We start from the raw sequence: 22,617 nt of genomic DNA on the forward strand, positions 1-22,617 counted from the left end.
GGAACACCGATGACAACGCTCACGAGCCACGCCGCGGTCGCCTACGCACCGAAGGAAGGCTGGCAGCTCGTCGACCTCCAGCTCGACGCCCCCAAGGAGCACGAAGTGCGGATCAAGTTCGCCGCCTCCGGCCTGTGCCACTCCGACCACCACATCACCGTCGGGGACGCCCCCGTGCGGCTGCCGATCGTCGGCGGCCACGAGGGCGCGGGGATCGTCGAGTCGGTCGGTCCCAACGTCGGCCGGGTCAAGCCCGGTGACCGGGTGGTCTGCTCCTACATCCCCGCCTGCGGCGCCTGCCGGCCGTGCTCGACCGGGCACCAGAACATGTGCGTCAAGGGTCTGAACGCCGGGACCGGCATGTTCCTCGACGGGACCTACCGGTTCCACAAGGACGGCGACGACTACGGCGGCTTCTGCTCGCTCGGCACCTTCTCGGAGTATGCCGTCGTCTCCGAGTGGGCCGTGGTCCCGCTCGCCGACGACATCCCCTTCGAGATCGCCTCGCTCGTCGGGTGCGGCGTGCCCACCGGTTGGGGCTCCGCGGTCTACGCCGCAGGCGTCCGCGCCGGCGACACGGCCGTGATCTTCGGCGCCGGCGGCGTCGGGAGCAACGCGGTCCAGGGCGCCCGGTTCGCCGGCGCGAAGAACGTGATCGTCATCGACCCCGTCAAGTTCAAGCGGGAGAACGCCCTCGAGTTCGGCGCGACGCACACATTCGGAGGTGCGGAGGAGGCGCACGAGTTCGTCGTCGCCCACACCTGGGGCCAGCTCGCGGACCACGTGATCCTCACGCCGGACGCCGTCACCGAGGAGATGGTGGGCGCCGCCGTCGCCATGACGGGCAAGGGCGGCAAGGTCACCATCACCGCCGTCGGGCACATCGACGAGAAGGCCGTCCACGTCCACGCCGGCATGCTCATCGGCTACCAGCGCCAGATCCGCGGCGCGCTCTTCGGCGACTGCAACCCGCTGTTCGACATCCCGAACCTGCTCGGCCTCTACCGGTCCGGGGACCTGAAGCTGGACGAGCTGATCACCCGCAGCTACTCGCTCGACGAGGTCAACGACGCCTACCGCGACCTCACCGAGGGCAAGAACATCCGGGGCATCATCGTGCACGAGCAGTAGGGCTCGCAGCGCCGCGAGCCCCGCCGCGACGCCGCTGCTGCGCCGCCGCCCAATTCCGTACCCGCGCCGGAGACCTCCGTCGCGCGCCGAAAGGGAGGAGCACCACGGTGCCGAACGCCATCCTCGACCCGACCGGCCGGTCCGCAGAGCGGGTCGACCAGGGAACACGGCACGCCCAGCGCCGCGACGACCTCACCGGAGCCCGGATCGGCCTGTTGGACAACACCAAGCACAACGCCATGCTGTTCCTGCGGGAGGTCGGCAGGCTCCTCACGGAGGAGCACGGCGCCGCCGAGGTCAGCATCGTCGAGACCAAGCGGAACTTCTCCGTACCGGTCGACGACGAGATCGTCTCCCGTTACCGCGACAGCTGCGACGTCGTCGTCACCGGGATCGGGGACTGCGGGTCGTGCAGCGCGGCCGCCGTCGCGGACGGGATCAGCCTCGAGCGCGGCGGGCTCCCCGTCGCCGTCGTGCTGACCGACGCGTTCGAGACCACGGGGCGCACCATGGCGAACCTCCAGGGTGACCCGGACTACGGGTGGATCACCACCGAGCACCCGATCGCGGTGCTCAGCGAGGACGAGGTCAAGGACCGGGCGCGCCAGCTCCTGCCCAGCATCGTGCGCAGCCTGACGGGACCCGCCACGTGAGCGGGGACGGCACCCGCGCCGTCGGCTCGAACGGCGCTGCTGGTTCGAACGGCGCTGTCGGCATCGACCCGGACGTCACCCAGCGTACGATCGAGTACTGCTACGAGCAGGGTTGGTCGGACGGGCTGCCGGTGGTCTCGGTGAGCGTGCCCTTCGTGGAGAAGTTCCTCGCCACCACCGCACGCGCGCCCGGCGAGGTCATCGGCCACATGCCGCAGGTCGGCCGCTCGGTCACGGTGGAGACCGCCGCCATCAACGCCGCCATGGCCGGATGCCGGCCGGAGTACTTCCCGGTCGTGCTCGCCGCCTGGGACGCGCTGATGCGTGAGCGTGCCGCCGCCGCCGGCGGCTGGCAGTCCACGAGCGGCCCGGCCCCGCTGATCCTCGTCAACGGCCCGATCCGGCGCGAGCTCGGTTTCAACAGCGCCGGCGGGGCGTTCGGCCCGGGCTTCCGGCCCAACGCCACGGTCGCCCGCGCGATCGGCCTGATCGTGCGGAACGCGTTCGGCGTGCACCCGCACGAGCTCGAGCAGGCCACGCAGGGCGTGCCGGGACGCTGGTCGATCTGCCTCGGCGAGAACGAGGAGGAGAGCCCCTGGCCGCCGCTGGCGGAGGAGCTCGGCGTGCCCGGGAACGCCGTGAGCACCACGCTGCTGCGGACCTCGGAGTACGTCGACAACCGCCACACCTCCGACCCCGAGCAGCTCCTCGGCGACTTCGCGGACACCATCGGTCGGTCCGGCGCCTGGATCTTCAAGTACGGGATGGCCGGCGTCGTCTTCTGCCCCGAGCACGCCCAGCTCCTGGCGGCCGCCGGGTACAGCCGCGCCGACGTCGTCGCGTGGCTCTCGGAGCACTCCGGCCGCACCACCAGCGCGCTGGTGCGCGCGGGCAAGGACCACGCGGACGGGCGGGGCGTGCGGTTTCCCGGCGGGGACGGCACCCCGGACGCCTTCCAGCGCACCATGCCGCCGGCCGACACCTCCTCGATGCTCGTCGCCGTCGCCGGCGCACGGAACGCCGGCATCTCCATGGTCGTGCGCTACTTCGCCGACTGGTCCGGCAGCCCCGTCCCGGTCGAGGCCCGCCAGCGCGCGGAGCAGGCCGTGTGACGCGATCGCTCTGAGCGACAGCACAGCGACGACGACCCGACGACGACCCGACGACGACCCGACGACGACCCAGCAACGACGAGACGCAGCACGACGGCGACACAGAGATGAGGACGTCATGGCACAGATGGTGCGAGCAGCGGTACAGACCGGACCCGGACAGATCGAGATGCGCGAGTTCGCGCGGCCGAAGACCGGCCCCGACGACGGGCTGCTCCGCGTCGAGGCGAACGGCATCTGCGGCAGCGACGTCGAGATCTACCGCGGCCACATCGGCGGGGCACGCGCGCCGTTCATCCCCGGCCACGAGCCCATGGGCATCATCGAGGAGATCGGTGAGCGGGCCGCCGAGCGCTGGGGCGTCAAGGAGGGCGACCGCGTCGCCCTCGAGGTGATGGTCCCGTGCCGCGCCTGCAACGACTGCCTCACCGGCCGCTACCAGTCCTGCCGGGCCCGCAAGTACGGCCACGGCGTCACGGACATCGACATCGCCCCCAGCCTGTGGGGCGGCTTCGCCGAGTACCTCTACCTCTCCCCGACCGCCGTGCTGCACAAGATCGACAACACGCTGCCGGTCGAGATCGCCGCCATGTACAACCCGCTGGGCGCCGGCGTGCGCTGGGCCGTCGACCTCGGCGGCGTCGGGCTGGGCGACACCCTCGTCGTCCTCGGCGCCGGCCAGCGCGGTCTCGCCGCCGTCATCGCCGCGAAGGCCGTCGGCGCGTCCAAGATCATCGTCACCGGACTGGCCAGCGACAAGCACAAGCTCGCCGTCGCCGAGGAGCTCGGCGCGGACCACACCATCGTCGTCGGCGAAGGCGGCAGTGACGTCGTCGAGGAGGTCCGCGAGCTCACCGACGGGCAGATGGCAGACGTCGCCGTCGACCTCACCCCGATGGCGGCCGAGCCGATCACCGACGCCCTGAAGTCCGTGCGGCACAGCGGCACGGTGGTGCTCGCCGGGCTCAAGGGACACAAGGAGATCCCGCTGGTCACGGACCTGCTCATCAACCGCGGACTCACCGTCAAGGGCGCCTTCGGCGTGGACGCCACCGCCAACCGCAAGGCGATCCAGCTGATCGAGTCCGGCCGCTTCCCGCTGGAGAAGCTGCACACGCACACCTTCGGCCTCGACGAGGTCGGTCTCGCGATCGACACCCTCGCCGGGACCGCCGGCGACGGGTCCGCCATCCACGTGTCCGTCCACCCGAGCGCCTGAGGAGACCCCAGTGATCGTCGACGCCCACACACACCTCCTGCCGAAGGACTACCCGGCAGACGCCCCCGAGTGCTTCCCGCACATGGAGCCCATCGAGGGCTCCGACGACCGCCTCCTGGTGTTCGGCAAGATGCGTTTCCCGGCCAAGGAGGTCTTCTTCGAGGCCGAACGGCGCGTCGAGGCGATGGACGCCTCAGGCGTCGACACCGAGGTGGTCAGCCCGATGCCGCCGCTGCTGCGGTACGACCTGCCGGCGGCCGACGGGCTGGCGCTCGCCCGCCACGTCAACGACTTCGCGGCCGAGCTGAGCTCGCACGCCCCCGAGCGGATCATCGGCCTCGGCATGGTGCCGATGCAGGACCCGGACGCCGCGACGGCCGAGCTCGCCGCCATCGCGGACGCCGGCCTGCCCGGCGTCGAGATCGCCTCCAACATCCTGGGCAGCTCGATCGGCGAGGAGAAGTTCTTGCCCTTCTTCACCGAGGCCGAGCGGCTGGGTCTCTCGATCTTCGTGCACGCCATGCCCGCGCCGATCGACCGCCTACCGACGTCCGCCATGGGCACCTACGTCGTCGGCATCGAGGGGATGTACGCCGCGGCGTCGATGATGCTCGGTGGCACCGCGGCCGCCCTGCCGGACCTGCGCATCTCGTTCAGCCACGCGGCCGGCGGGTTGGCGATGATGCTGCCGCGGGCCAACTACTTCTGGGGTGGTTCCTGGAACGAGGAACCGAAGGATCTCGAGCGGGCCGTGATGCCCGACGACGGACCCTCGCCGCTGGAGCTCGCCCGCCGCTTCTACTACGACTCGATGGTCTTCGACCGGCGCACCATCCAGTACCTGGTCGAGCTGCTCGGCGCCGACCGCCTCCTGCTCGGCTCGGACTTCCCGGCCATGCCGCGCGAGGATCCGGCCTCGAAGACGGCGCGCTCGCTGGAGCTCCCGGAGGACCAGTGGGAGGACCTCAGCTGGCGCAACGCCATGCGTTGGCTCGGTCGGGACCCCGTCACCGCGGGCGTCGCGGCACCTCAGGCGCAGGAGGCGTCCGCCCGCTGACGGGCGACCGGAGGTGCTGCCCGGCAACGGGCAGAAGCCGGCCCGGCCCACGCACTGACGGGCGCGGGCCGATGCCCCCCGGAGACGGGCGCGGGCCGCGCCCGCCCGGAGACGGCTGCGGGTGACGAGCCGAGAAGGGAGCCAAGTCCTCCTTTCGTCACATGGAAGCGGTCCGCAGCGCACTCGGCTGCTCGGTGAGACTGCCAATGAGGTCAGGGTCCGCCACGCGGACCGGCGGCTCGCACGGGCCGCACAGCTTCATCATCGCGATCGTTCAAAGGGGAACATGCCATGAGAAGAGAATTCTGGAGTCGGAGACGAGCGGGTCTGTCCCGCCTGCTCGCCGTCGGAGCCGTCCTCGCTCTCGCCGCCTGCACCGGCGGTGCGGCCGGCGACGACGGCGGTGGTGGCGGCGACGAGGAGGTCGGCGAGCCGCAGTCCGGCGGCGAGATCACCACCCTGCTGGACGCCGGCTTCGCCGGTGGGTGGGCGACCGGGCTCGACCCCGCGACCAGCAACACGACCGGCGCCAACCTGCCGCAGAACAGCGCCATCTTCGGCGGCCTCTTCACCCTCGAGGCCACCGACGCGGGCAAGGGCGAGATCGTGGCGAACCAGGCCGAGAGCTACGAGTGGTCCGAGGACGGGCTGAAGCTGACCGTGAAGATCCGCGAAGGCATCGAGTTCAGCGACGGCACGACGATGGACGCCGACGCCGTGGTGTGGAACTGGATCCGGCAGATCTCCTCCGGCAGCACCGGGGCGCCCCAGCTCGACCTCAACCTCGAGATGGAACCGCCCGACCTCGACCAGGAGTTCCTCGACAGCCTCTTCGCGGCACTGCCCCAGGACGTCGACCGGGACCTCATCATGGCCCGGCTCGGCTCCATCCGTGCGGTGGACGACCTCACGGTCGAGATGAACCTCAACCAGCCCGACGGTTCGCTCGTCAACGGCTTCCCGGCGTCCAACCTGAACCTCATCGCGTCGCCGACGGCGTACGCCGAGATGGGGGCGGAGAAGTTCAGCCAGAAGCCCGTCGGCGCCGGCCCGTTCGTCATCACCGGCAACAAGCAGAACGAGCGCCTCGAGCTGGAGCGGAACGACAACTACTTCAAGGACGGGCTGCCGTACCTCGACGCACTCAACTTCCAGTCGGTGACGGGTGACCAGGTCATGTACCAGACGCTCCAGGCCGGTCAGGGGGACGTCATCGAAGGACTCAGCTCGGTGACCCTGATCGACGAGGCGCAGAACAACCCCAACCTCAACGTCGTCCTCGGCGCTCCGACGTCGCCGTACGTCATCCAACTCAACACCCGGAAGCCGCCGTTCGACGACATCCGCGCCCGCGAGGCGATCTACTACGCCACCGACTGGGAGGCCATCAACGAAGGCCTGTTCAACGGTCAGGGCGAGATGAGCCAGTCGTTCACCGCCTCCGGCGGCCTCTTCCACCACCCCGAGGTGCCGGGCTACCGCGAGTACGACCCGGACAAGGCCCGAGCGCTGGTCGACGAGCTGGGCGGGCTGACGGTCGAGCTCGGGACGACGGACATCGTCACCGCCCGGTCGGTCACGACGGCCCTGCAGACGCAATGGCGCGAGGCGGGCATCGACGTCAAGATCGACGCGCAGCCGCTGGGCGACGTCATCACCTCCTTCACCAGCGGTGAGTGGCAGTCGATGCTCCAGACGGCCGGCGCGTGGGACCCCGCGGTCGGCATTGGCGTCGGCGTGCGGTTCGGCTCGACGTCACCGTTCAGCGGCACCCCGCTGCCGGAGGGAGCGTCCTCGGCGCAGGAGGCGCTCGAGCAGAACCTGACCACCGAGCTCGACGAGATGCTCGAGGCGGCCGTGGCCACCGTCGACCCCGAGGAGCGCGAGGCGATGTACCGGGAGGTCTCGAAGTACATCTCCGACCAGGCCTACGGGCCGTTCGGGATGGCGTTCTCGCCGGCGCAGGTGATGCGTCAGGGCGTGCACGGTCCGGGTCTGGATGTCCCGATCCCGGCGCTTGCGGTCAACCAGGGCGTCCTCTACGACAGGGTGTGGGTCGAGAATGAGTAGTGGCACGGCCCAGGCGAACCCGGCTGATCCCGCGGCCGGTCCCTCGAACGGCCCGGCCCCTGCCGCCGCGGCCGCGGGCCGCGAGAGCACGCTGCGGCGCCTGGCCGGCTCGCCGCTGCTCCGGCTGATCGCCCGCCGGGTGCTGATCGCGATCCCGCTGCTGCTGGCGGTCAGCATCCTGACGTTCATCCTGCTCGAGGCGATGCCGGGCGACCCGGCTCGCAACCAGGCGGGGATGGACGCCACGGCAGCGGAGGTCGAGGCCGTCCGGCAACGGATGGGCCTCGACCGGCCGGCCCCCGAGCGCTACCTGTCGTGGCTGGGCGGCTTCGTCACCGGCGACCTCGGCCAGTCGTCGGTGAGCGGGCAGCCCGTCACGACGCTGCTCGCCCAGCGGCTCCCGGTCACCCTCGAGCTGGTCGGGCTGGCGTTCGTCGTCTCCTTCGTCGTCTCGCTGCCGGTTGCGCTGCTCGCCGCCCGGCGCCCGGGCGGGCTGGTGGACAAGGCCGTGATGGTGATGTCGATGACGCTGCTCGCCATCCCGAACTTCGTGATGGCCATCCTGCTGGTGCTGGTGTTCGCGGTGGTCCTCCGCCTCCTGCCGGCGATCGGTTACGTGCCGCTCGGGGAGGGTCTGATCCCGAACCTGCGCTCGGTGATCCTGCCGGTCTTGGCGCTGGGCATCCCCATCGCCTGCTTCTACGCACGGTTCCTCCGCGGCGACCTCGTCGAGCAGCTCAAGTCCGCCGACTACGTCGACACCGCACGCGCGAAGGGAGCGGGTCCGTGGCGGGTGCTGTGGCTCCACGCGTTCCGCAACTCCTCCTTCGGCCTGCTCACGCTCGTCGGCCTCAACGTCGGCGGCCTGATCGGCGGCACCGTCATCATCGAGCAGATCTACGCCATGCCAGGCATGGGGATGCTCATGCTGCAGGCGGTGGGGTCGCTCGACACCGCCGTCGTGCAGATCTGTGTCTTCATCTTCGCGGCCGTCGCCGTGTTCGCGAACCTGTTCGTCGACGTGATGTACGCCGTGCTCGACCCGAGGATCCGCTATGGCAGCCACTGAGACCGAGACGACCACGACGAGCCCCAAGACGGTGGGGGTGGCGCCCCTGCCGCCGGACCCGAAGGTCAGCCGGTCGAAGCTGCGGCGGCACCTGCTGGTCTGGGTACCGGCGGGCGTGGTCCTGACGATCGTGCTGGCCTGCTTCGTCGGCCCGCTGATCTTCCCCCTGGCCCCGCCGGTCGGCGGCAACGTGCTGGAGAGCGCGCTGCCGCCCGGCACCCCGGGCCACCCCCTCGGCACCGACGTCAACGGCAACGACGTGCTCTCCCGCCTGCTGCACGGCGGGCGCTCGTCGCTGATCGTCGGCATCACCGTGAACGTCATCGGACTGACGATCGGCGGCACGGTCGGCGCGATCTCCGCGTACCTCGGCGGGAAGTCCGACTCCCTGATCATGCGCGCGCTCGACGTGCTCATCGCGTTCCCGTCGCTGGTCCTGCTGGTGGTGCTCGCGCAGATCCTCGGGCCCAGCCTCCCGAACACGATCCTGGCGCTGACCGCCTTCAGCATCCCCGCCGTCTCCCGCGTCTCGCGGTCGGCGACATTGCGGGTGATGAACATGCCGTACCTGCAGGCCGCCGAGCTGAGCGGCAGCCCGGGCTGGCGGATCCTGCTGCGCCACGTGGTGCCGAACATCGCACCGCAGCTGACCACCTACGCGATGCTCGGGATGGGCCTGGTGATCGTGACGGAGGGTGCGCTGAGCTTCCTCGGCCTCGGGATCCCGGCGCCCCGACCGAGCTGGGGAAACATGATCTACGACGCCCAGCAGTCGATGTCCGCGACGCCGATGCTGGTCCTGTGGCCCGCCGTCGCGCTGCTGCTGACGGTGCTGTCCTTCAACATGCTCGGCGAGAACGTGCGAGACGAGGTCACTGGCAAATGACGACACTGGGAACGACCGACGCCCCGACGCCCGACGTCCAGGCCCCCACGACCGAGCCCGTCCTCGCCGTCGAGGACCTGCGCGTGCGGTTCACGGCCGGGGGCCGCCACATCCACGCCGTCAACGGGCTGAGCTATCAGGTCCGTCCCGGTCGGACCCTGGCCATCATCGGCGAGTCCGGATCCGGGAAGTCGGTCAGCGTGCGCGCGCTGACCGGGCTGCTGCCGCCGAGTGCGCAGATCAGCGGCTCCGCCAAGCTCGCCGACACCGAGCTGGTCGGTCTGGACGAGCCCTCCCTGCGCTCGATCCGCGGCAACGACATTGCGATGGTCTTCCAGGACCCGGCCCGGTCGCTGAACCCGACCATGAGCGTCGGCGCGCAGATCACCGAGGCCGTGCGCATGCACTCCAAGGTGAGCCGCCAGGACGCGACCGACCGCGCCGTCGAGCTGCTGAAGCTGGTGCGGCTGCCGGCCGCGGAGCGGCGGATCAAGGACTACCCGCACCAGCTCTCCGGGGGCATGCGCCAGCGGGTGATGATCGCGATCGCGCTCGCCGCCGACCCGAAGGTGCTGATCGCCGACGAGGCGACGACGGCGCTCGACGTGACGACCCAGGCGCAGATCATGGAGCTGCTGGTCGACCTGCAGGAGCGGCTCGGGACCGCCGTCGTCATGATCAGCCACGACCTGGGCCTGGCGGCCTGCTACGCGCACGACGTGCTCGTCATGTACGCCGGCAAGGCGGTCGAGCAGGCCCCGACCAGCACGCTGTTCCGCAACGTGCGGATGCCCTACACCAAGGCGTTGCTCGGAGCCATCCCGCAGCTGACGACGCCGTCGCACAGCCAGCTGACCGTCGTCGGCGGCCACCCGCCCGACCTGGGGGCGCTTCCCGAGGGATGTCCCTTCCGGCCGCGCTGTCCGCGCGCCACCGACCAGTGCGTCGAGGAGCCCGCTCTCCTGGAGCACGAGCCGGACCACAAGTACGCGTGCTGGCACCCGACCACGCCCGACGCCGGCGGAGGGCCCCTGGCCACCGACCACCCGACGCACGAGGAGGAGCCGTCGTGACCGTCACGGACTCGATCCCGGCCACCCAGGACCCGGCACGCGAGAGCGCCCCGCTGCTGTCGGTGCGCAACCTCGTGCAGGAGTACGAGGTGCGTGGCCCAGGCGGCGTCAAGGCCGGCGTCGTGCACGCCGTGAGCGACGTGTCCTTCGATCTCATGCCCGGTGAGACGCTCGGCATCGTGGGCGAGACCGGCTCCGGGAAGTCCACGCTGGCCCGCGCCATCATCCAGGTCGAGCGCCCCAAGTCGGGCGAGGTGCACTTCCAGGGCCAGGACCTGGTCCAGCTGAAGAAGCGCGAGCTGAAGAAGACCCGCGCGCACATGCAGATGGTCTACCAGGACCCGTTCGGCTCATTGAACCCGCGGTGGCGCATCGAGGACGTGGTCGAGGAGCCGATGCGCGGCCACACCAGCATGGGCCGCGAGGAGCGCAGCACCCGCATCGACGAGCTGCTCGACGTCGTCGGCCTCGACCCCAGGGCGTACCGGCAGCGGCGGCCGCTGGAGCTCTCGGGCGGGCAGGCGCAGCGCGTGGCGATCGCCCGCGCGATCGCGCTGAACCCCGCGCTGATCATCTGCGACGAGGCGGTCTCCTCGCTCGACGTGCTGATCCAGGCGCAGGTGCTCAACCTCTTCGAGAAGCTGCGGGTCGAGCTCGGGCTGTCGTACGTGTTCATCGCGCACGACCTGGCGACGGTCAAGCAGATCAGCGACCGGGTGGCCGTGATGCACCTCGGCCAGCTGGCCGAGACCGGGCCGGCGGAGGAGATCTACCGGGCGCCGCGGCACCCGTACACGCGTGCGCTGCTGGACTCGGTCCCGCTGCTCGACGCCAACACCGGCGTCGCCCGCCGCCCGGTACCCCTGCAGGGAGAGCCGCCCTCGCCCCTCGACCCGCCCACGGCCTGCCGCTTCCACACCCGGTGCCCGCGCGCGCAGGCGGTGTGCGCCGAGGTCAAGCCTCCGCTCGAGGAGGTCGCGCCCGGGTACCGGGTGTCCTGCCACTTCCCGCTCGACGACCCGGACCGTCCCGCGGCGGTCGACAGGCCCAGCGTCAACGGCAAGGCGGGCAAGCAGGGCGCGGCGGCCACGGACAGCGCGGCAGCACCGGCGGACTGAAGCGGCGGGCGGGTCCGCCGTCGTGCGTTCCATGGCCGCGGGGCGATCGGCGGCGGGCCACCTACAACGAGCGAGGGCTACTCCTGGCGGCGAAGGCCACTGTTCTGCCTGTAGCCCGCGGGTGCTTGGAGTAGCCCTCGCGGTTGTAGGGGAGTCTGGCGCTGCCGCGCGTCGGGTGCGAACCGGTGCCGCTCGACGTGGCTACTCGAACGGCCATTCCCCGGTCGTCCACGGCTGCGTGGAGCCGTCGGGCAGCGACACGAACGACTCCACGGGCGCCGCCGGTGCCGCGCCCACCTCGAGCGTGGCTCGCACCTCACCGACGACCTTGTCGGCGGCCTTGCCGTGCTTCCATCCGTCGAGCAGTGCGGAGGGCGCCTCGTCGCGCCCGCCGCAGGTGACGCTCAGCTGAGACTCGGGGCCGGTGCTCGTGACCTCCGCGAGGAACGTCGTCCCCCATGACAACGCCGACATCCCGGCGCTGAACAGAAAGCGGTGCTGCTCGTTCTGCACGCCGACCAGCTCGTACTTGCCGTTCTGGATGACGCCGAGCAGGGCGTTGTGAACGGTCTCGGGCGCGTCGGCGAACGTCGCGGTGCGCTCCTTGACAGCCTTCATGTGCTGGGCCCCTCACGTCGGAATGTTTGACGAGTCTATTGGGGCACGCCCGAGCGCCGGACGGATGTCTTGCCGTGCGTCAGTGAGCAGCGCGGGTGACCTCGCCGGTCGCGCCCGGTGCGGTCAGGAAGCGGGCGCGGACTCGCGCTCGACAACCATCTGCGACGCCGCGAGCGTACCCACGGCGCCGACGTACTTGTCGACGGCTTCCGGCGCCACTCCGGCCGCCTCGACCGCGGTGCGGGCGCTCGGCTGGTCCTCGAGGGACCGGACGATGTCCACGAGCGTGCGGTCCTTGAGGAAGGACAGCTTGCGCGTACCGAAGTGGTAGAGGAGGGCGCCGAACGGCTCGGGTCGCACGGCGACCTGCGGGTGGATGTTCCAGGCGCGGTCGGGGTCGAAATCAGGCATCAGCGAGTCAGTACACGCCGCACATGCCGTCGATCGAGACTTCCTCGATCAGCTCGTCCGACTCGACCGGTGACTGGTCGGCCGGCGAGGGGGCGACGGGGGAGGGGTCGCCGTCGTGCGAACGGGTGTCCTGCAGCGGCTCGGTGGCCTGCGTGCCTGCGCTCATAGGATGCTTCTCCTGTCGTAAACCATCGGCATTGGTGGCGTTTCGAGCGTCGACCTTGCGGTCTGCTGCCATGCTAGTGGCACTCAGTGCCGATGGGAAGGATATGGCGATCGTGTCAGGGAGCGAGGGTCATCGCCTCGGCCGTGCTCGCTCGACCGACGCCGCCACGCTCGGCAGCATCGGTCTCCAGCTGTTCATCGAGCGCGGCTTCGACGAGGTGACCGTCGACGACATCGCGGCCGCCGCCGGCATCGGGCGCCGCACGTTCTTCCGCTACTTCCCGTCGAAGAACGATCTGCCGTGGGGAGACTTCGACGCGCTGCTGGCGATGATGCGCGAGTACCTGGCCGCTGTGCCTCCGGAGATCCCGCTCTTCGACGCCCTCCACGATGCCGTCATCGAGTTCAACAGGTTCCCGGACGAGGAGCGGGAGTCCCACCGCCGCCGCATGGAGGTCCTGCTCAGGACGCCGACGCTGGTCGCCCACTCCGCGCTGCGCTACCAGGCCTGGCGTCAGGTCATCGCCGAGTTCGTCGGCCGGCGGCTCGGCGTGCCGCCGACCGCGCTCCAGCCGCAGACGATCGGCTGGGCGTGCCTGGGCATCAGCCTCGCCGCCTACGACGAGTGGCTCGCGCACGAGGATCACGTGCTGACCGTCCTCATCGACCAGGGATTCACCGACATCCGAGCGGTGTTCTCGCCGGCGAACGCTCACTGATGCGGTACGACGTCGTCGTCGTCGGTGGCGGCTCGGCCGGCGCGCCGCTCGCCGCGCGGCTGAGCGAGGACCCGGAACGCAGCGTGCTGCTTCTCGAGGCCGGCCCGGTGCCCGCTACGGACGCCGCGTTCACCGCGGAGGTGCGTGACGGGGCGACGGTGCGCGCGTCGGTGCCCGGGCACCCGCTGAACTGGTCCTTCCAGGGCAATCTCACTCCCGAGCTGCCGTACACGATCGCGCGGGGCCGGGTGCTGGGCGGCTCGAGCGCCATCAACGGTGGCTACTTCGTGCGGGCACGGCCGGAGGACTTCGACGACTGGGCGGCCCGCGTCGGCCCCGAGTGGTCGTACGAGCGGGTGCTCCCGTCGCTGCGGACCCTCGAGCGCGACCTCGACTACGGCGACACGGACATCCACGGCGGCGCGGGTCCGATGCCGGTGGCTCGCGCGGCGCAACGCAACCGTGCCGCACGCGCGTTCCACCGGGCCGCGCTCGAGCTCGGGTTCCCCGAGGAGGCGGACAAGAACGCGCCGGGGCCTCCGGGGGTCGGGCCGGTGCCCCTCAACGTGGTGGCCGGCATCCGGCGGAACACGGGTATGCAGTACGTCAACCCGGTGCGGCACCGCGAGAACCTGGAGGTGCGCGGGGAGACGCACGTGCTCCGCGTGCTGTTCGACGGCGACCAGGCCACCGGCGTGCGGGCCACCGGCGTCGAGGTCGAGACGGCGGGGGAGACGGAGATCGTGGAGGCCGGAGAGGTCGTGCTCGCGGCCGGGGCGGTCGCCAGCCCGCACCTCCTACTGCTGTCCGGGATCGGTCCGGCGGACGAGCTGGCGGAGCACGGAGTTCCCGTCGTCGCCGATCTGCCCGGGGTCGGGCGCGGCTTCACGGACCATCCCGACGTCGCGGTCGGGTGGCGCAGCCGCAGGAACATCGTCGGCCGGCGGCCGGAGTCGTTCGTGACCGCGCTGAACTACGCCTCTCCCGGGGGGCCTGCCCGCGGTGACCTCGAGATCCTGCTGTCGGTTCGGCCGCTGTCGATGCTGCTCACCGGCTCGAGGAGCATGACCAGCGGTGGGCTGCGGGCGGGCCTGCGGCATCCCGTCGGCGTGCTGCGGGCGCTGCACGGGGTGTCGCTGCGGCGTCTGGCGCGGCAGGCGGCGCACGCGCGCGACCTCATGCTGCTCGTCGCGCTCCAGGTCGAGGAGTCTCGCGGCACCATCTCGCTGCACTCGGCCGACCCGCACGAGTACCCGCGGATCGACTACCGCTACCTCTCCGATCCGACCGATCGCGAACGGATGCGCCACGGGGTGCGCACCGCCGTGTCGCTGCTGCGCTCGCGAGCGTTCGCCGGCCTGTTCGACGGGCTCACGGAGCTCGACGACGCGACGCTGGACGACGACGCGGCGCTGGACACGTGGATGCTCGCCCACCTCGGCACGGCGATCCACCTGTGCGGCAGCGCCCGCATGGGTCCGGATGACGACGACGCAGCGGTGGTCGACCAGTACGGGCGGGTTCGCGGCGTGACCGGCCTGCGCGTGGCCGACACCTCGATCCTGCCCGTCGCGCCGAGCCGCGGGCCTGCCGCGACGGCGGTGCTGATCGGTGAGCTGGTGGCGGGGTTCATGCGCCGAGGCGTCTGACGCGTAGCGAGCCGTGCTGTCGATGCACCGCAGACTGCACAAACACGCCGGCTAGTTTGCACGATCTCGGGCTGGAGGGTAATTGTGCAAGGTACCGCTCGACCCGCAGCCCGTCACCGCGGCTGTTCCAGCCCCCAGAGGGGAAGAAGGGCATTCGAGAGAAAGAACCCGACCACTGAGGAGTCCTGGTGCGCTCGGATTTCGGCCCGATCGCAACTGTCGAGCTCTGGATAGACTTGAGTGCATGAAACCAACGCAGCAGGAGCTGGATCAGGCTCTGCTGACGTACTACACCGACGAGTTCGATGAGGACGCTCGGATCCAGTCGAGGTCAGCTGGAGGCGGATCGAGTTTGAGCGCACCCGGCGACTGATAGGCGCTGTCATTGAGCCTAGCTCGCGGGTCTTTGATGTGGGCGGAGCAACTGGGGTACACAGTCGCTGGCTCGCCGCGGAGGGGCATGATGTGACCCTGATTGATCCGGTCCTGGCCCAGGTCGAGCGCGCAAACGCGGTCGGAGGCTTTTCGGCAGTCGTCGGGGACGCTCGCGACCTGCCCGCCAAGGACGCATGCATAGACGTCGTCCTGCTGCTTGGTCCGCTTTACCACCTAATCGACCCGGAGGAGAGGATGGCGGCTCTCCGTGAAGCGCATCGGGTCCTGAAGCCAGGCGGGGTTCTGTTCGCCCAGGGCATTGGTCGTCTGACGGCGTTCACGGATGCTGCGATCCGTGGACGGTTCGAGAACCTCGGCGCAGATGACCCCACATCCTGCGAACCGGCGAGTGGGCGAACGTAGGTGGAGGCTTTCCGGGGGGCCACTTCCACACGGCCTCCGAGCTCCGCTCCGAGGTGGAATCTACGGGCTTCATCGACGTCAATCTGCGCGGCCTCGAGGGCCCGAACGTCGGTGCACTCGAACTGCTCCCGGACGATCCGCACGTCGTCCAGCTGGGCATTGATCTCGCTGAACGGGCTGAGTCCCTGGTGCTCAAGCGCGGCGGATCTCTCGATGAACTGGCTGAACACAGTCCCCACATCATGGCCATGGGCTACCGAGGGCGTCATACTTGAGGATTCGATGCTTCATAAGGTGGCGGGTTGCGAATTGTTCGCTGTCAAATTGACAACAGTTGTCGACTTTCAGCGAAGATTGCATAGACACGCTGGTCTACTTGTCCACGATCCCTGCTGGGCTGTGCAATGTACGGGTCATTGCGGCCGGTCGTGGTGCCTACATGATGACGGCGACACCCGACGAGGCATATGGGACGCCGATAAGCATCGCTGTCCAGGCGGCGCCGCGATGGCGCCATCACACCAGTAGGGCGATCTCAACCCGCTACACCAGGGCCAGCCGCCCTTGCCGGCTCGCGGCTACGCCCGCGCCTGCCGCACGGCAGGCACCGTGGGGGAGGGCGGCAGGTTCTCGGCCGCGTAGACGGGTGAGGTCAGCAGGAACGGGATGGCGGCCTTGCGCTCGTCGTCGATCGGTTCGTCCGCGAACGCCGCCTCGATGGCGGCGTGCCGCTCGGCCACCCCGTCCTTGAACTCGGCGTGGGTCAGGATGAACATGTCGCCTCGGCGCATTCCCTCCAGCACCCGCTCGCCGGCTTCCTCCGCCGACATGTACGGCTGCTTCTTGGCGAACTCCGTCCAGCTCGCGTCCGGCGGCCGGTAGCCCGACTCCCCGTACTTCGCCGGCCGGTTCGCCACGCCTGCGGCGATGTTGCTGTGCGTGGGACCGGGGCAGTACGCCGACACACCGATGCGCTCGTCGAGCAGCTCGATGTGCAGCGCCTCGGACAGCGCGATCACCGCGGCCTTGGTCATCGAGTAGAGCCCGGCCACGATCGGCATGAGCCCGCCCATGGAGGACGTGTTCACGATGTGCCCACCCTCGCCGTGGGCACGGATCTTGGGCAGGAACGCCTGGATCCCGTGGCCGACGCCTCGGATGTTGACGTCGATGACCCAGTCCCAGTCGCTCGGCGTGGCCTGCGCGACCGGTCCGGTGAGCCCGATCCCGGCGTTGTTCACCAGCACGTCGATCCGCCCGTACCGGCGCTCGACGTCGTCGGCCGCCGCTCGCATCGCCGCCAGGTCGGTGACGTCGACCCGCATCGGTTCGGCGCTCAGCCCGAGCTCGGACAGCTCCGCCACGGTCTCGTTCAGATGGTCCTCCCGCCGTCCGGTGACGACGACTCGCATGCCGGCCCGGGCGAACGCGATCGCGATTCCCCGGCCGATACCGCTCGAGCCTCCGGTGATGACGGCGACCTTTCCCTCGACGTTCTCCATGCCAGCGATGTGAGCACCTCCGTGCGCCATCCTCCACCGAACCTTCCGCGTGACAGAAGCCCGACCGGCGGCAGACCGGCGTCGGCCCTTCCATACGGCACTCAGTGCCATTAGTGTGGTTCCGGTCACGCCGAGCCGCCGATGACGGCGGTCGCGAGAGTAGAGCCACCAACGTCGGTGGCACGGGAGGAGCCTGGCAATGAGTGCACAGATGACGGTTGCCGAACGCGTATCGGCCCCTGAGCGCGAAGCCCAGCCCGGGCCGGGACGCCTCGTCGATCACTTCGAGCATGGGCTGGATGCCCCCATCTGTCTGACCTGGGAGCTCACCTACGCGTGCAACCTCTCGTGCATGCACTGCCTCTCCGCCTCCGGGCGCCGCGATCCTCGCGAGCTCGGCACAGACGAGTGCAAGGCGATCATCGACGAGCTCCAGCGCATGCAGGTGTTCTACGTCAACATCGGCGGCGGCGAGCCCACGGTCCGTAGCGACTTCTGGGAGCTGCTCGACTACGCGACGGCGCACCAGGTGGGCGTGAAGTTCTCGACCAACGGTGTGAAGATCACCCCGGAGGTCGCCGACCGCCTCGCCGCCAACGACTACGTCGACGTCCAGATCTCCCTCGACGGTGCGACCGCCGAGGTGAACGACTTCATCCGCGGCCCGAGGTCCTACGAGATGGCGCTGCGGGCCATGCAGAACCTCTCCGACGCCGGGATGAAGAACTTCAAGATGTCGGTGGTCTGCACACGCCAGAACATCTCCCAGCTGGACGACTTCAAGGAGATCGCCGACCGCTACGGCGCGCAGCTGCGCCTGACCCGTCTGCGCCCCTCGGGCCGCGCCGCCGACGTCTGGGAAGAGCTGCACCCGACGCAGGAGCAGCAGCGCGAGCTGTACGACTGGCTCGTCGCGCACGGCGAGGACGTCCTCACCGGAGACTCCTTCTTCCACCTCTCCGCGTTCGGCGAGGCGCTCCCGGGCCTCAACCTCTGCGGCGCCGGCCGCGTCGTCTGCCTCATCGACCCCATCGGCGACGTCTACGCCTGCCCGTTCGCCATCCACGACGAGTTCCTCGCAGGCAGCGTCCGTGACGACGGCGGGTTCGAGCAGGTTTGGCGCCACTCCGAGCTGTTCGGTCGCCTCCGCTCGCCGCAGTCGGGCGGCGCCTGCACCTCGTGCTACTTCTTCGACAGCTGCAAGGGCGGCTGCATGGCCGCGAAGTTCTTCACCGGGCTCCCGCTCGACGGGCCCGACCCCGAGTGTGTCCGCGGATTCGGCGAGGAGACGCTGCGCCAGCGCGAGGGCGGCGCGGTGCCCAAGCCCTCCGGCGACCACTCGCACCGCAAGTCCCCGCCCCGGCCCCGCACCGGACAGGGACAGGGACAGGGTCAGGGCCAGGGCCAGGGCCAGGGGCCGGTGCCGCTCACCCTGTCCCGCCGTCGCGAGGACGTCGCCGCCCCGCCGGTGTCTGCCTGCCAGGAGAGCCCGCTGGCCGGGTTCACGCCGGAACGGGAGGGCTGAGCCATGGGTGACTGGTTCGAGACCGTCGCCGAGGCGCAGCGCCGCGCGAAGCGCCGCCTGCCCCCGTCCGTCTACGGGGCGCTCGTCGCGGGCAGCGAGAAGGGCGTCACCATCGAGCAGAACCAGGACGCCTTCTCACGTCTCGGCGTCGCCCCGCACGTCGTCGGGCACCATGCGGAACGTGACCTGTCGACGACGGTCATGGGCATTCCCGTCTCGTTCCCGGTGCTCGCCTCCCCGACGGGCGTGCAGGCCGTCCACCCCGACGGTGAGGTCGCCGTCGCCCGTGCCACCGCGAACCGCGGCACCATCATGGGGCTCAGCTCGTTCGCGTCGAAGCCGGTCGAGGACGTCGTCGCGGCGAACCCGAACACGTTGTTCCAGATGTACTGGACCGGCTCGCGGGACGCGATGCTCGAGCGGATGGAACGCGCCAAGGCGGCCGGGGCGAAGGGCCTCATCTCCACGCTCGACTGGTCGTTCTCCAACGGACGCGACTGGGGCAGCCCGTGGATCCCCGAACGCCTCACGGCGAAGGTCGCGGCGCGTTTCGCACCGCAGGCCCTGCGTCGCCCCGGCTGGCTCTACGACTACCTCAAGACCCGCAGCCTGCCCGACCTGACGGCGCCCAACCTGCAGCCCGCCGGCGGTGAGGCGCCCACCTTCTTCGGCGCCTACTACGAGTGGATGACGACGCCGCCGCCCACCTGGGAGGACGTCGCCTGGCTCCGTGCGCAGTGGGACGGGCCCTTCATGCTCAAGGGCGTCACCCGGATCGACGACGCCAAGCGGGCCGCCGACGCCGGCGTCACGGCGATCTCGGTCTCCAACCACGGCGGGAACAACCTCGACACCACCCCGGCCACGATCCGGGTGCTGCCCGGGATCGCCGAGGCCGTGGGCGATGACGTCGAGGTCCTCCTCGACGGCGGCGTGCGCCGGGGCAGCGACGTCGCCAAGGCGCTCGCGCTCGGCGCCCGGGCGGTGATGATCGGCCGTGCCTACCTGTGGGGCCTCGCCGCCAACGGCCAGCCCGGCGTCGAGAACGTCCTCGACCTGCTGCGTAGCGGGCTGGACTCCGCGGTGCTCGGCCTGGGCAGGTCCTCGGTCGACGAGCTCGCGCCCGAGGACCTGGTGGTGCCCGACGACTTCTCCCTCCGGCTCGGCGACGACTTGGGGCCGACGACGGCGACACCCACGGCCACGCGGGCTCCCCGGAAGCAGGCCAACGGGAAGAAGGACGAGGAGCCGGCCGACGCCGAGCCGGCCGCTGCCGCCCCGGTGACCGGCTGACCGGCCGAGCCATGGCGCACGACTCGGGGGAGCCCAACTCGTCGGAGGAACGCGGCCCGAGGCAGTCGGCCGGTTCGAGGCAGCCGCACCGTCCCCGGCAGCTGGCCGACCGGCCGTGGCCGGAGGTCAGCCGCCCGGTCGTGTGCCTGCCCTTCGGATCGATCGAGCAGCACGGGCCGCACCTGCCCCTGGACACGGACACGGCCGTCGCCACGGCCGTCGCCCAGCGGCTGGCCGGCCGGCTGGCGGCGGCGGGAACCGATGTCGTCATGGCACCCCCGGTTGCGTACGGCTCCAGCGGCGAGCACGAGCACTTCGCGGGCACGGTATCCATCGGGCGCGACGCCCTCGAGGTGCTGCTGCTGGAGTACGGCCGCTCGGCCTGTCGCTGGGCGGAGAAGCTGGTGATCGTCAACGGCCACGGCGGCAACGTCGACGTCCTGACGGCCGCCGTGCCGCGGCTGGTGCACGAGGGTCGCGACGTCGCCTGGCTGGGGTGCGTGCCCGAGGCTCCCGACGGCGACGACGGCGGCGCGCCCCTCGACGCGCACGCCGGCCGGGTGGAGACGTCGTTGATGCTGCACCTGCAGCCCGAGCGCGTGCACCTCGATCGCGCCGAGCCCGGCAACACCGAACCGCTCCGGGCGCTCCTTCCGGAGCTGCGCCGGGGAGGTGTCGCGGGCGTGGCCGCCAACGGCATCCTCGGAGACCCGCGCGGTGCGAGCGCCGCGGAGGGGGAACGCCTGCTCTCGGCGATGGTCGAGGCCGCGTGGCGGGACTACGTCGCCTGGACACCGACGGCGTCCGGCCGCCTGGTCGCATGAGCGAGACCGTCACAACCCCGGCCGGCGCGCTGCCCGACGGGACTCCGTCCGCTGACGAGACCGTCCCCGACGGCGCCCCGGCCACGCTCGACCGTGTCCCGAGCGGGTTCCCACCCGACGGCGCCCGGCTGACGCTAAATCGGCACACCCGCACGGCCGACGCCGGCACGGTACTGATCGGTGGCACACCCGCACGGGTCGCCCGGCTCAAGCCTGGAGCCGCCGGCGCGTTGCGCGACGGGCCGCTCACCGTCAGCGACGCCGGGAGCCGCCGACTCGCCAGCTACCTCCTCGACGCCGGCCTCGCCGATCCCGACCCGAGGTCGCTGCCGCCACGCGAGCTTGCCGACGTCACGGTGGTGATCCCGACCTACCGGCGCGCCCGCCAGCTGGACCGACTGCTCCGCAGCGTCCGCGCCGGCCTCGGCCGCGTCCGGATCGTCGTCGTCGACGACGGCTCGGGCGCCGGCACCGAGCACGCCTCCGGCGACAAGACCCGCGACGGCTCCGGCGACGCCACCGAGGCAATCGTCGCCGCCGCCCGACAGCACGGCGCCGACGTCGTCCGGCTCCCCGAGAACCAGGGACCCGCCGACGCACGCAACGCCGGCCTCGCGCTGGTCGACACTCCCTTCGTGCTCTTCGTGGACATCGACGTCGTCCTGCACCCGCACGGCGTCGCGCTCCTGCTGCGCCACTTCGCCGATCCCCGGCTCGCCGCCGTCGCGCCGCGAGTCCTGGGCATGCCAAGGCCCGACGACGGCTGGATCCTGCGGTACGAGAACACCCGGTCCTCGCTCGACCACGGGGAGTCCGGCAGCCTCGTGCGCCCCCACTCACCGATGTCCTGGGTCTCCACGACCTGCCTGCTCGCCCGGGTCTCGGCGCTCGGCGACGGCTTCGGTCACGGCATGCGGGTCGCCGAGGACGTGGACCTCGTCTGGCGGCTCACCGGCCAGGGGTGGCGGGTGCGCTACGAGCCGTCCGCCGTCGTCCAGCACGAGCACCGTGACTCCGTGCGCGCCTGGCTGGGGCGGAAGTTCACCTACGGCACGGGCGCCGCGTCGCTCGCCCGGCGGCACGACGGTCTCGTGGCACCCGCGGTGCTGGCACCCTGGACGGCGGCGGCGCTCGCGGCGCTGGCCGCGCAGCGGGCGTGGTCGCTGCCCGTCGCCGGCGCGATCGCGGTCGTCGCCACCATGCGCAACGCCAGGCGGCTCGGGTCCGTCGACAAGCCGACGGTGCTCGCGGCACGGCTGACGGCGTACGGACTGACCTCCGCCGTCGCGCAGGCGTGCGCGCTGGCCGTGCGTCACTGGTGGCCGGGTGTTGCCGTCGTTGCCGTCTTCTCGCCGCGGGCGCGGCGGATCGTCGTGGTGGCGGCGCTGGCGGACGCCACCTGGGAGTACGTCCGGTTGCGTCCCGGGCTCGATCCGGTGCGGTTCGCGCTGGCCCGGCGGCTCGACGACCTCGCCTACGGTGCGGGCGTGTGGTGGGGCGCCTGGCGCGCGAGGTCTGGCGCGGCGCTCCAGCCGGCGCTCACTGGGCAGAGGCCGCGCAGCCGCAGGTCATGGCGGCGACCCGGGAACGTCCATGGTGCGGCCCCGGACCGATGGTGAAGGTTCCGCAACAGCCCTTCCGTGTGGTGAAAGCAGAACAGTTTCGGGCGCACAGCAAGGCACGATGTTGAGACGGCGGCTGCACGAACCCGCCGCTGGTGATGCC

Annotated in this window: 22 protein-coding genes; 18 read left to right on the forward strand and 4 right to left on the reverse strand. The window is 70.9% G+C overall.

The window, feature by feature from the left end:
- Positions 1-9: 9 nt before the first annotated feature.
- From ABD907_RS01240 to ABD907_RS01285, 10 genes are all read left to right on the forward strand, one after another.
- On the forward strand, positions 10-1,131 hold the full coding sequence (locus ABD907_RS01240; protein ID WP_345214671.1) for an NDMA-dependent alcohol dehydrogenase: 1,122 nt from the start codon (positions 10-12) through the stop codon (positions 1,129-1,131).
- Between the two features lie 107 nt (positions 1,132-1,238).
- The gene (locus tag ABD907_RS01245) at positions 1,239-1,784 is read left to right on the forward strand and encodes a UGSC family (seleno)protein (RefSeq protein ID WP_345214672.1); all 546 of its coding nucleotides are present in this window, start codon (positions 1,239-1,241) and stop codon (positions 1,782-1,784) included.
- On the forward strand, positions 1,781-2,896 hold the full coding sequence (locus ABD907_RS01250; protein ID WP_345214673.1) for a hypothetical protein: 1,116 nt from the start codon (positions 1,781-1,783) through the stop codon (positions 2,894-2,896). Before ABD907_RS01245 ends, ABD907_RS01250 begins: the two co-directional genes overlap by 4 nt.
- 118 nt (positions 2,897-3,014) lie before the next feature.
- Positions 3,015-4,115 carry a zinc-dependent alcohol dehydrogenase gene (locus ABD907_RS01255; protein WP_345214674.1) on the forward strand — a complete coding sequence of 367 codons (1,101 nt, stop codon included), beginning with the start codon at positions 3,015-3,017 and terminating at the stop codon, positions 4,113-4,115.
- Between the two features lie 10 nt (positions 4,116-4,125).
- Positions 4,126-5,172: an amidohydrolase family protein gene (locus ABD907_RS01260; RefSeq protein ID WP_345214675.1), complete on the forward strand. Its 1,047-nt coding sequence runs from the start codon at positions 4,126-4,128 to the stop codon at positions 5,170-5,172.
- 291 nt (positions 5,173-5,463) lie between these two features.
- Positions 5,464-7,242 carry an ABC transporter substrate-binding protein gene (locus ABD907_RS01265; protein ID WP_345214676.1) on the forward strand — a complete coding sequence of 593 codons (1,779 nt, stop codon included), beginning with the start codon at positions 5,464-5,466 and terminating at the stop codon, positions 7,240-7,242.
- On the forward strand, positions 7,235-8,311 hold the full coding sequence (locus ABD907_RS01270) for an ABC transporter permease (RefSeq protein WP_345214677.1): 1,077 nt from the start codon (positions 7,235-7,237) through the stop codon (positions 8,309-8,311). Before ABD907_RS01265 ends, ABD907_RS01270 begins: the two co-directional genes overlap by 8 nt.
- Positions 8,298-9,197, forward strand: a complete 900-nt coding sequence (locus ABD907_RS01275; RefSeq protein ID WP_345214678.1) for an ABC transporter permease — start codon at positions 8,298-8,300, stop codon at positions 9,195-9,197. The genes ABD907_RS01270 and ABD907_RS01275 overlap by 14 nt, the downstream gene beginning before the upstream one ends.
- Complete coding sequence (locus ABD907_RS01280) at positions 9,194-10,270, forward strand: ABC transporter ATP-binding protein (protein WP_345214679.1); 1,077 nt, start codon at positions 9,194-9,196, stop codon at positions 10,268-10,270. The genes ABD907_RS01275 and ABD907_RS01280 overlap by 4 nt, the downstream gene beginning before the upstream one ends.
- Entirely contained in the window at positions 10,267-11,388 is a 1,122-nt protein-coding gene (locus tag ABD907_RS01285; RefSeq protein WP_345214680.1) for an ABC transporter ATP-binding protein, read from the forward strand. The genes ABD907_RS01280 and ABD907_RS01285 overlap by 4 nt, the downstream gene beginning before the upstream one ends.
- 201 nt (positions 11,389-11,589) lie before the next feature.
- Here the strand turns inward: ABD907_RS01285 and ABD907_RS01290 are convergent, their stop codons facing one another.
- The 3 genes from ABD907_RS01290 to mftA all read right to left on the reverse strand — a co-directional run bounded on the left by ABD907_RS01290 (position 11,590) and on the right by mftA (position 12,583).
- Positions 11,590-12,006: a hypothetical protein gene (locus ABD907_RS01290; protein WP_345214681.1), complete on the reverse strand. Its 417-nt coding sequence runs from the start codon at positions 12,004-12,006 to the stop codon at positions 11,590-11,592.
- 123 nt (positions 12,007-12,129) lie between these two features.
- A complete protein-coding gene (gene mftB / locus ABD907_RS01295) occupies positions 12,130-12,417 on the reverse strand; it encodes a mycofactocin biosynthesis chaperone MftB (protein ID WP_345214682.1) in 288 nt (95 codons plus the stop codon).
- 7 nt (positions 12,418-12,424) lie between these two features.
- A complete protein-coding gene (mftA, locus tag ABD907_RS01300) occupies positions 12,425-12,583 on the reverse strand; it encodes a mycofactocin precursor MftA (RefSeq protein WP_345214683.1) in 159 nt (52 codons plus the stop codon).
- Between the two features lie 103 nt (positions 12,584-12,686).
- On the opposite strand from mftA, the gene mftR reads away from it, so the two are divergent.
- From mftR to ABD907_RS01320, 4 genes are all read left to right on the forward strand, one after another.
- The gene (gene mftR, locus ABD907_RS01305) at positions 12,687-13,301 is read left to right on the forward strand and encodes a mycofactocin system transcriptional regulator (protein WP_486334031.1); all 615 of its coding nucleotides are present in this window, start codon (positions 12,687-12,689) and stop codon (positions 13,299-13,301) included.
- On the forward strand, positions 13,301-14,950 hold the full coding sequence (locus ABD907_RS01310) for a GMC family oxidoreductase N-terminal domain-containing protein (RefSeq protein ID WP_345214685.1): 1,650 nt from the start codon (positions 13,301-13,303) through the stop codon (positions 14,948-14,950). The genes mftR and ABD907_RS01310 overlap by 1 nt, the downstream gene beginning before the upstream one ends.
- 372 nt (positions 14,951-15,322) lie before the next feature.
- Positions 15,323-15,748, forward strand: a complete 426-nt coding sequence (locus ABD907_RS01315; protein WP_345214758.1) for a class I SAM-dependent methyltransferase — start codon at positions 15,323-15,325, stop codon at positions 15,746-15,748.
- 53 nt (positions 15,749-15,801) lie between these two features.
- Entirely contained in the window at positions 15,802-16,023 is a 222-nt protein-coding gene (locus ABD907_RS01320) for a hypothetical protein (protein WP_345214686.1), read from the forward strand.
- A 303-nt stretch (positions 16,024-16,326) separates the two neighbouring features.
- Here the strand turns inward: ABD907_RS01320 and ABD907_RS01325 are convergent, their stop codons facing one another.
- Entirely contained in the window at positions 16,327-17,250 is a 924-nt protein-coding gene (locus tag ABD907_RS01325; RefSeq protein ID WP_345214687.1) for an SDR family NAD(P)-dependent oxidoreductase, read from the reverse strand.
- 211 nt (positions 17,251-17,461) lie between these two features.
- Here ABD907_RS01325 and mftC point away from each other — a divergent pair, with 211 nt between their 5' ends.
- From mftC to mftF, 4 genes are read left to right on the forward strand one after another with little or no spacing between them, the layout of a single operon-like run.
- Positions 17,462-18,775, forward strand: coding sequence for a mycofactocin radical SAM maturase (mftC, locus tag ABD907_RS01330; RefSeq protein ID WP_486334038.1), 1,314 nt, complete (start codon positions 17,462-17,464; stop codon positions 18,773-18,775).
- Positions 18,776-18,778: 3 nt separating this feature from the next.
- Positions 18,779-20,068 carry a pre-mycofactocin synthase MftD gene (mftD, locus tag ABD907_RS01335; RefSeq protein WP_345214689.1) on the forward strand — a complete coding sequence of 430 codons (1,290 nt, stop codon included), beginning with the start codon at positions 18,779-18,781 and terminating at the stop codon, positions 20,066-20,068.
- An 11-nt stretch (positions 20,069-20,079) separates the two neighbouring features.
- Positions 20,080-20,892: a mycofactocin biosynthesis peptidyl-dipeptidase MftE gene (gene mftE / locus ABD907_RS01340; protein WP_345214690.1), complete on the forward strand. Its 813-nt coding sequence runs from the start codon at positions 20,080-20,082 to the stop codon at positions 20,890-20,892.
- Complete coding sequence (gene mftF, locus ABD907_RS01345) at positions 20,889-22,511, forward strand: mycofactocin biosynthesis glycosyltransferase MftF (RefSeq protein WP_345214691.1); 1,623 nt, start codon at positions 20,889-20,891, stop codon at positions 22,509-22,511. The genes mftE and mftF overlap by 4 nt, the downstream gene beginning before the upstream one ends.
- The last annotated feature ends 106 nt before the right edge of the window (positions 22,512-22,617 follow it).

The sequence above is a fragment of the Georgenia halophila genome (genome assembly GCF_039541595.1).

Bases quoted from the DNA above. Each gene is read 5' to 3' on its own strand.
- ABD907_RS01310 (WP_345214685.1), top strand. From the start codon at position 13,301: ATGCGGTACGACGTCGTCGTCGTCGGTGGCGGCTCGGCCGGCGCGCCG.
- ABD907_RS01325 (WP_345214687.1), bottom strand. From the start codon at position 17,250: ATGGAGAACGTCGAGGGAAAGGTCGCCGTCATCACCGGAGGCTCGAGC.
- mftF (WP_345214691.1), top strand. From the start codon at position 20,889: ATGAGCGAGACCGTCACAACCCCGGCCGGCGCGCTGCCCGACGGGACT.
- mftD (WP_345214689.1), top strand. From the start codon at position 18,779: ATGGGTGACTGGTTCGAGACCGTCGCCGAGGCGCAGCGCCGCGCGAAG.
- ABD907_RS01290 (WP_345214681.1), bottom strand. From the start codon at position 12,006: ATGAAGGCTGTCAAGGAGCGCACCGCGACGTTCGCCGACGCGCCCGAG.
- mftC (WP_486334038.1), top strand. From the start codon at position 17,462: ATGACGGTTGCCGAACGCGTATCGGCCCCTGAGCGCGAAGCCCAGCCC.
- ABD907_RS01270 (WP_345214677.1), top strand. From the start codon at position 7,235: ATGAGTAGTGGCACGGCCCAGGCGAACCCGGCTGATCCCGCGGCCGGT.
- mftR (WP_486334031.1), top strand. From the start codon at position 12,687: ATGGCGATCGTGTCAGGGAGCGAGGGTCATCGCCTCGGCCGTGCTCGC.
- ABD907_RS01265 (WP_345214676.1), top strand. From the start codon at position 5,464: ATGAGAAGAGAATTCTGGAGTCGGAGACGAGCGGGTCTGTCCCGCCTG.
- ABD907_RS01240 (WP_345214671.1), top strand. From the start codon at position 10: ATGACAACGCTCACGAGCCACGCCGCGGTCGCCTACGCACCGAAGGAA.
- mftE (WP_345214690.1), top strand. From the start codon at position 20,080: ATGGCGCACGACTCGGGGGAGCCCAACTCGTCGGAGGAACGCGGCCCG.
- ABD907_RS01280 (WP_345214679.1), top strand. From the start codon at position 9,194: ATGACGACACTGGGAACGACCGACGCCCCGACGCCCGACGTCCAGGCC.
- ABD907_RS01275 (WP_345214678.1), top strand. From the start codon at position 8,298: ATGGCAGCCACTGAGACCGAGACGACCACGACGAGCCCCAAGACGGTG.
- ABD907_RS01255 (WP_345214674.1), top strand. From the start codon at position 3,015: ATGGCACAGATGGTGCGAGCAGCGGTACAGACCGGACCCGGACAGATC.
- mftB (WP_345214682.1), bottom strand. From the start codon at position 12,417: ATGCCTGATTTCGACCCCGACCGCGCCTGGAACATCCACCCGCAGGTC.
- mftA (WP_345214683.1), bottom strand. From the start codon at position 12,583: ATGAGCGCAGGCACGCAGGCCACCGAGCCGCTGCAGGACACCCGTTCG.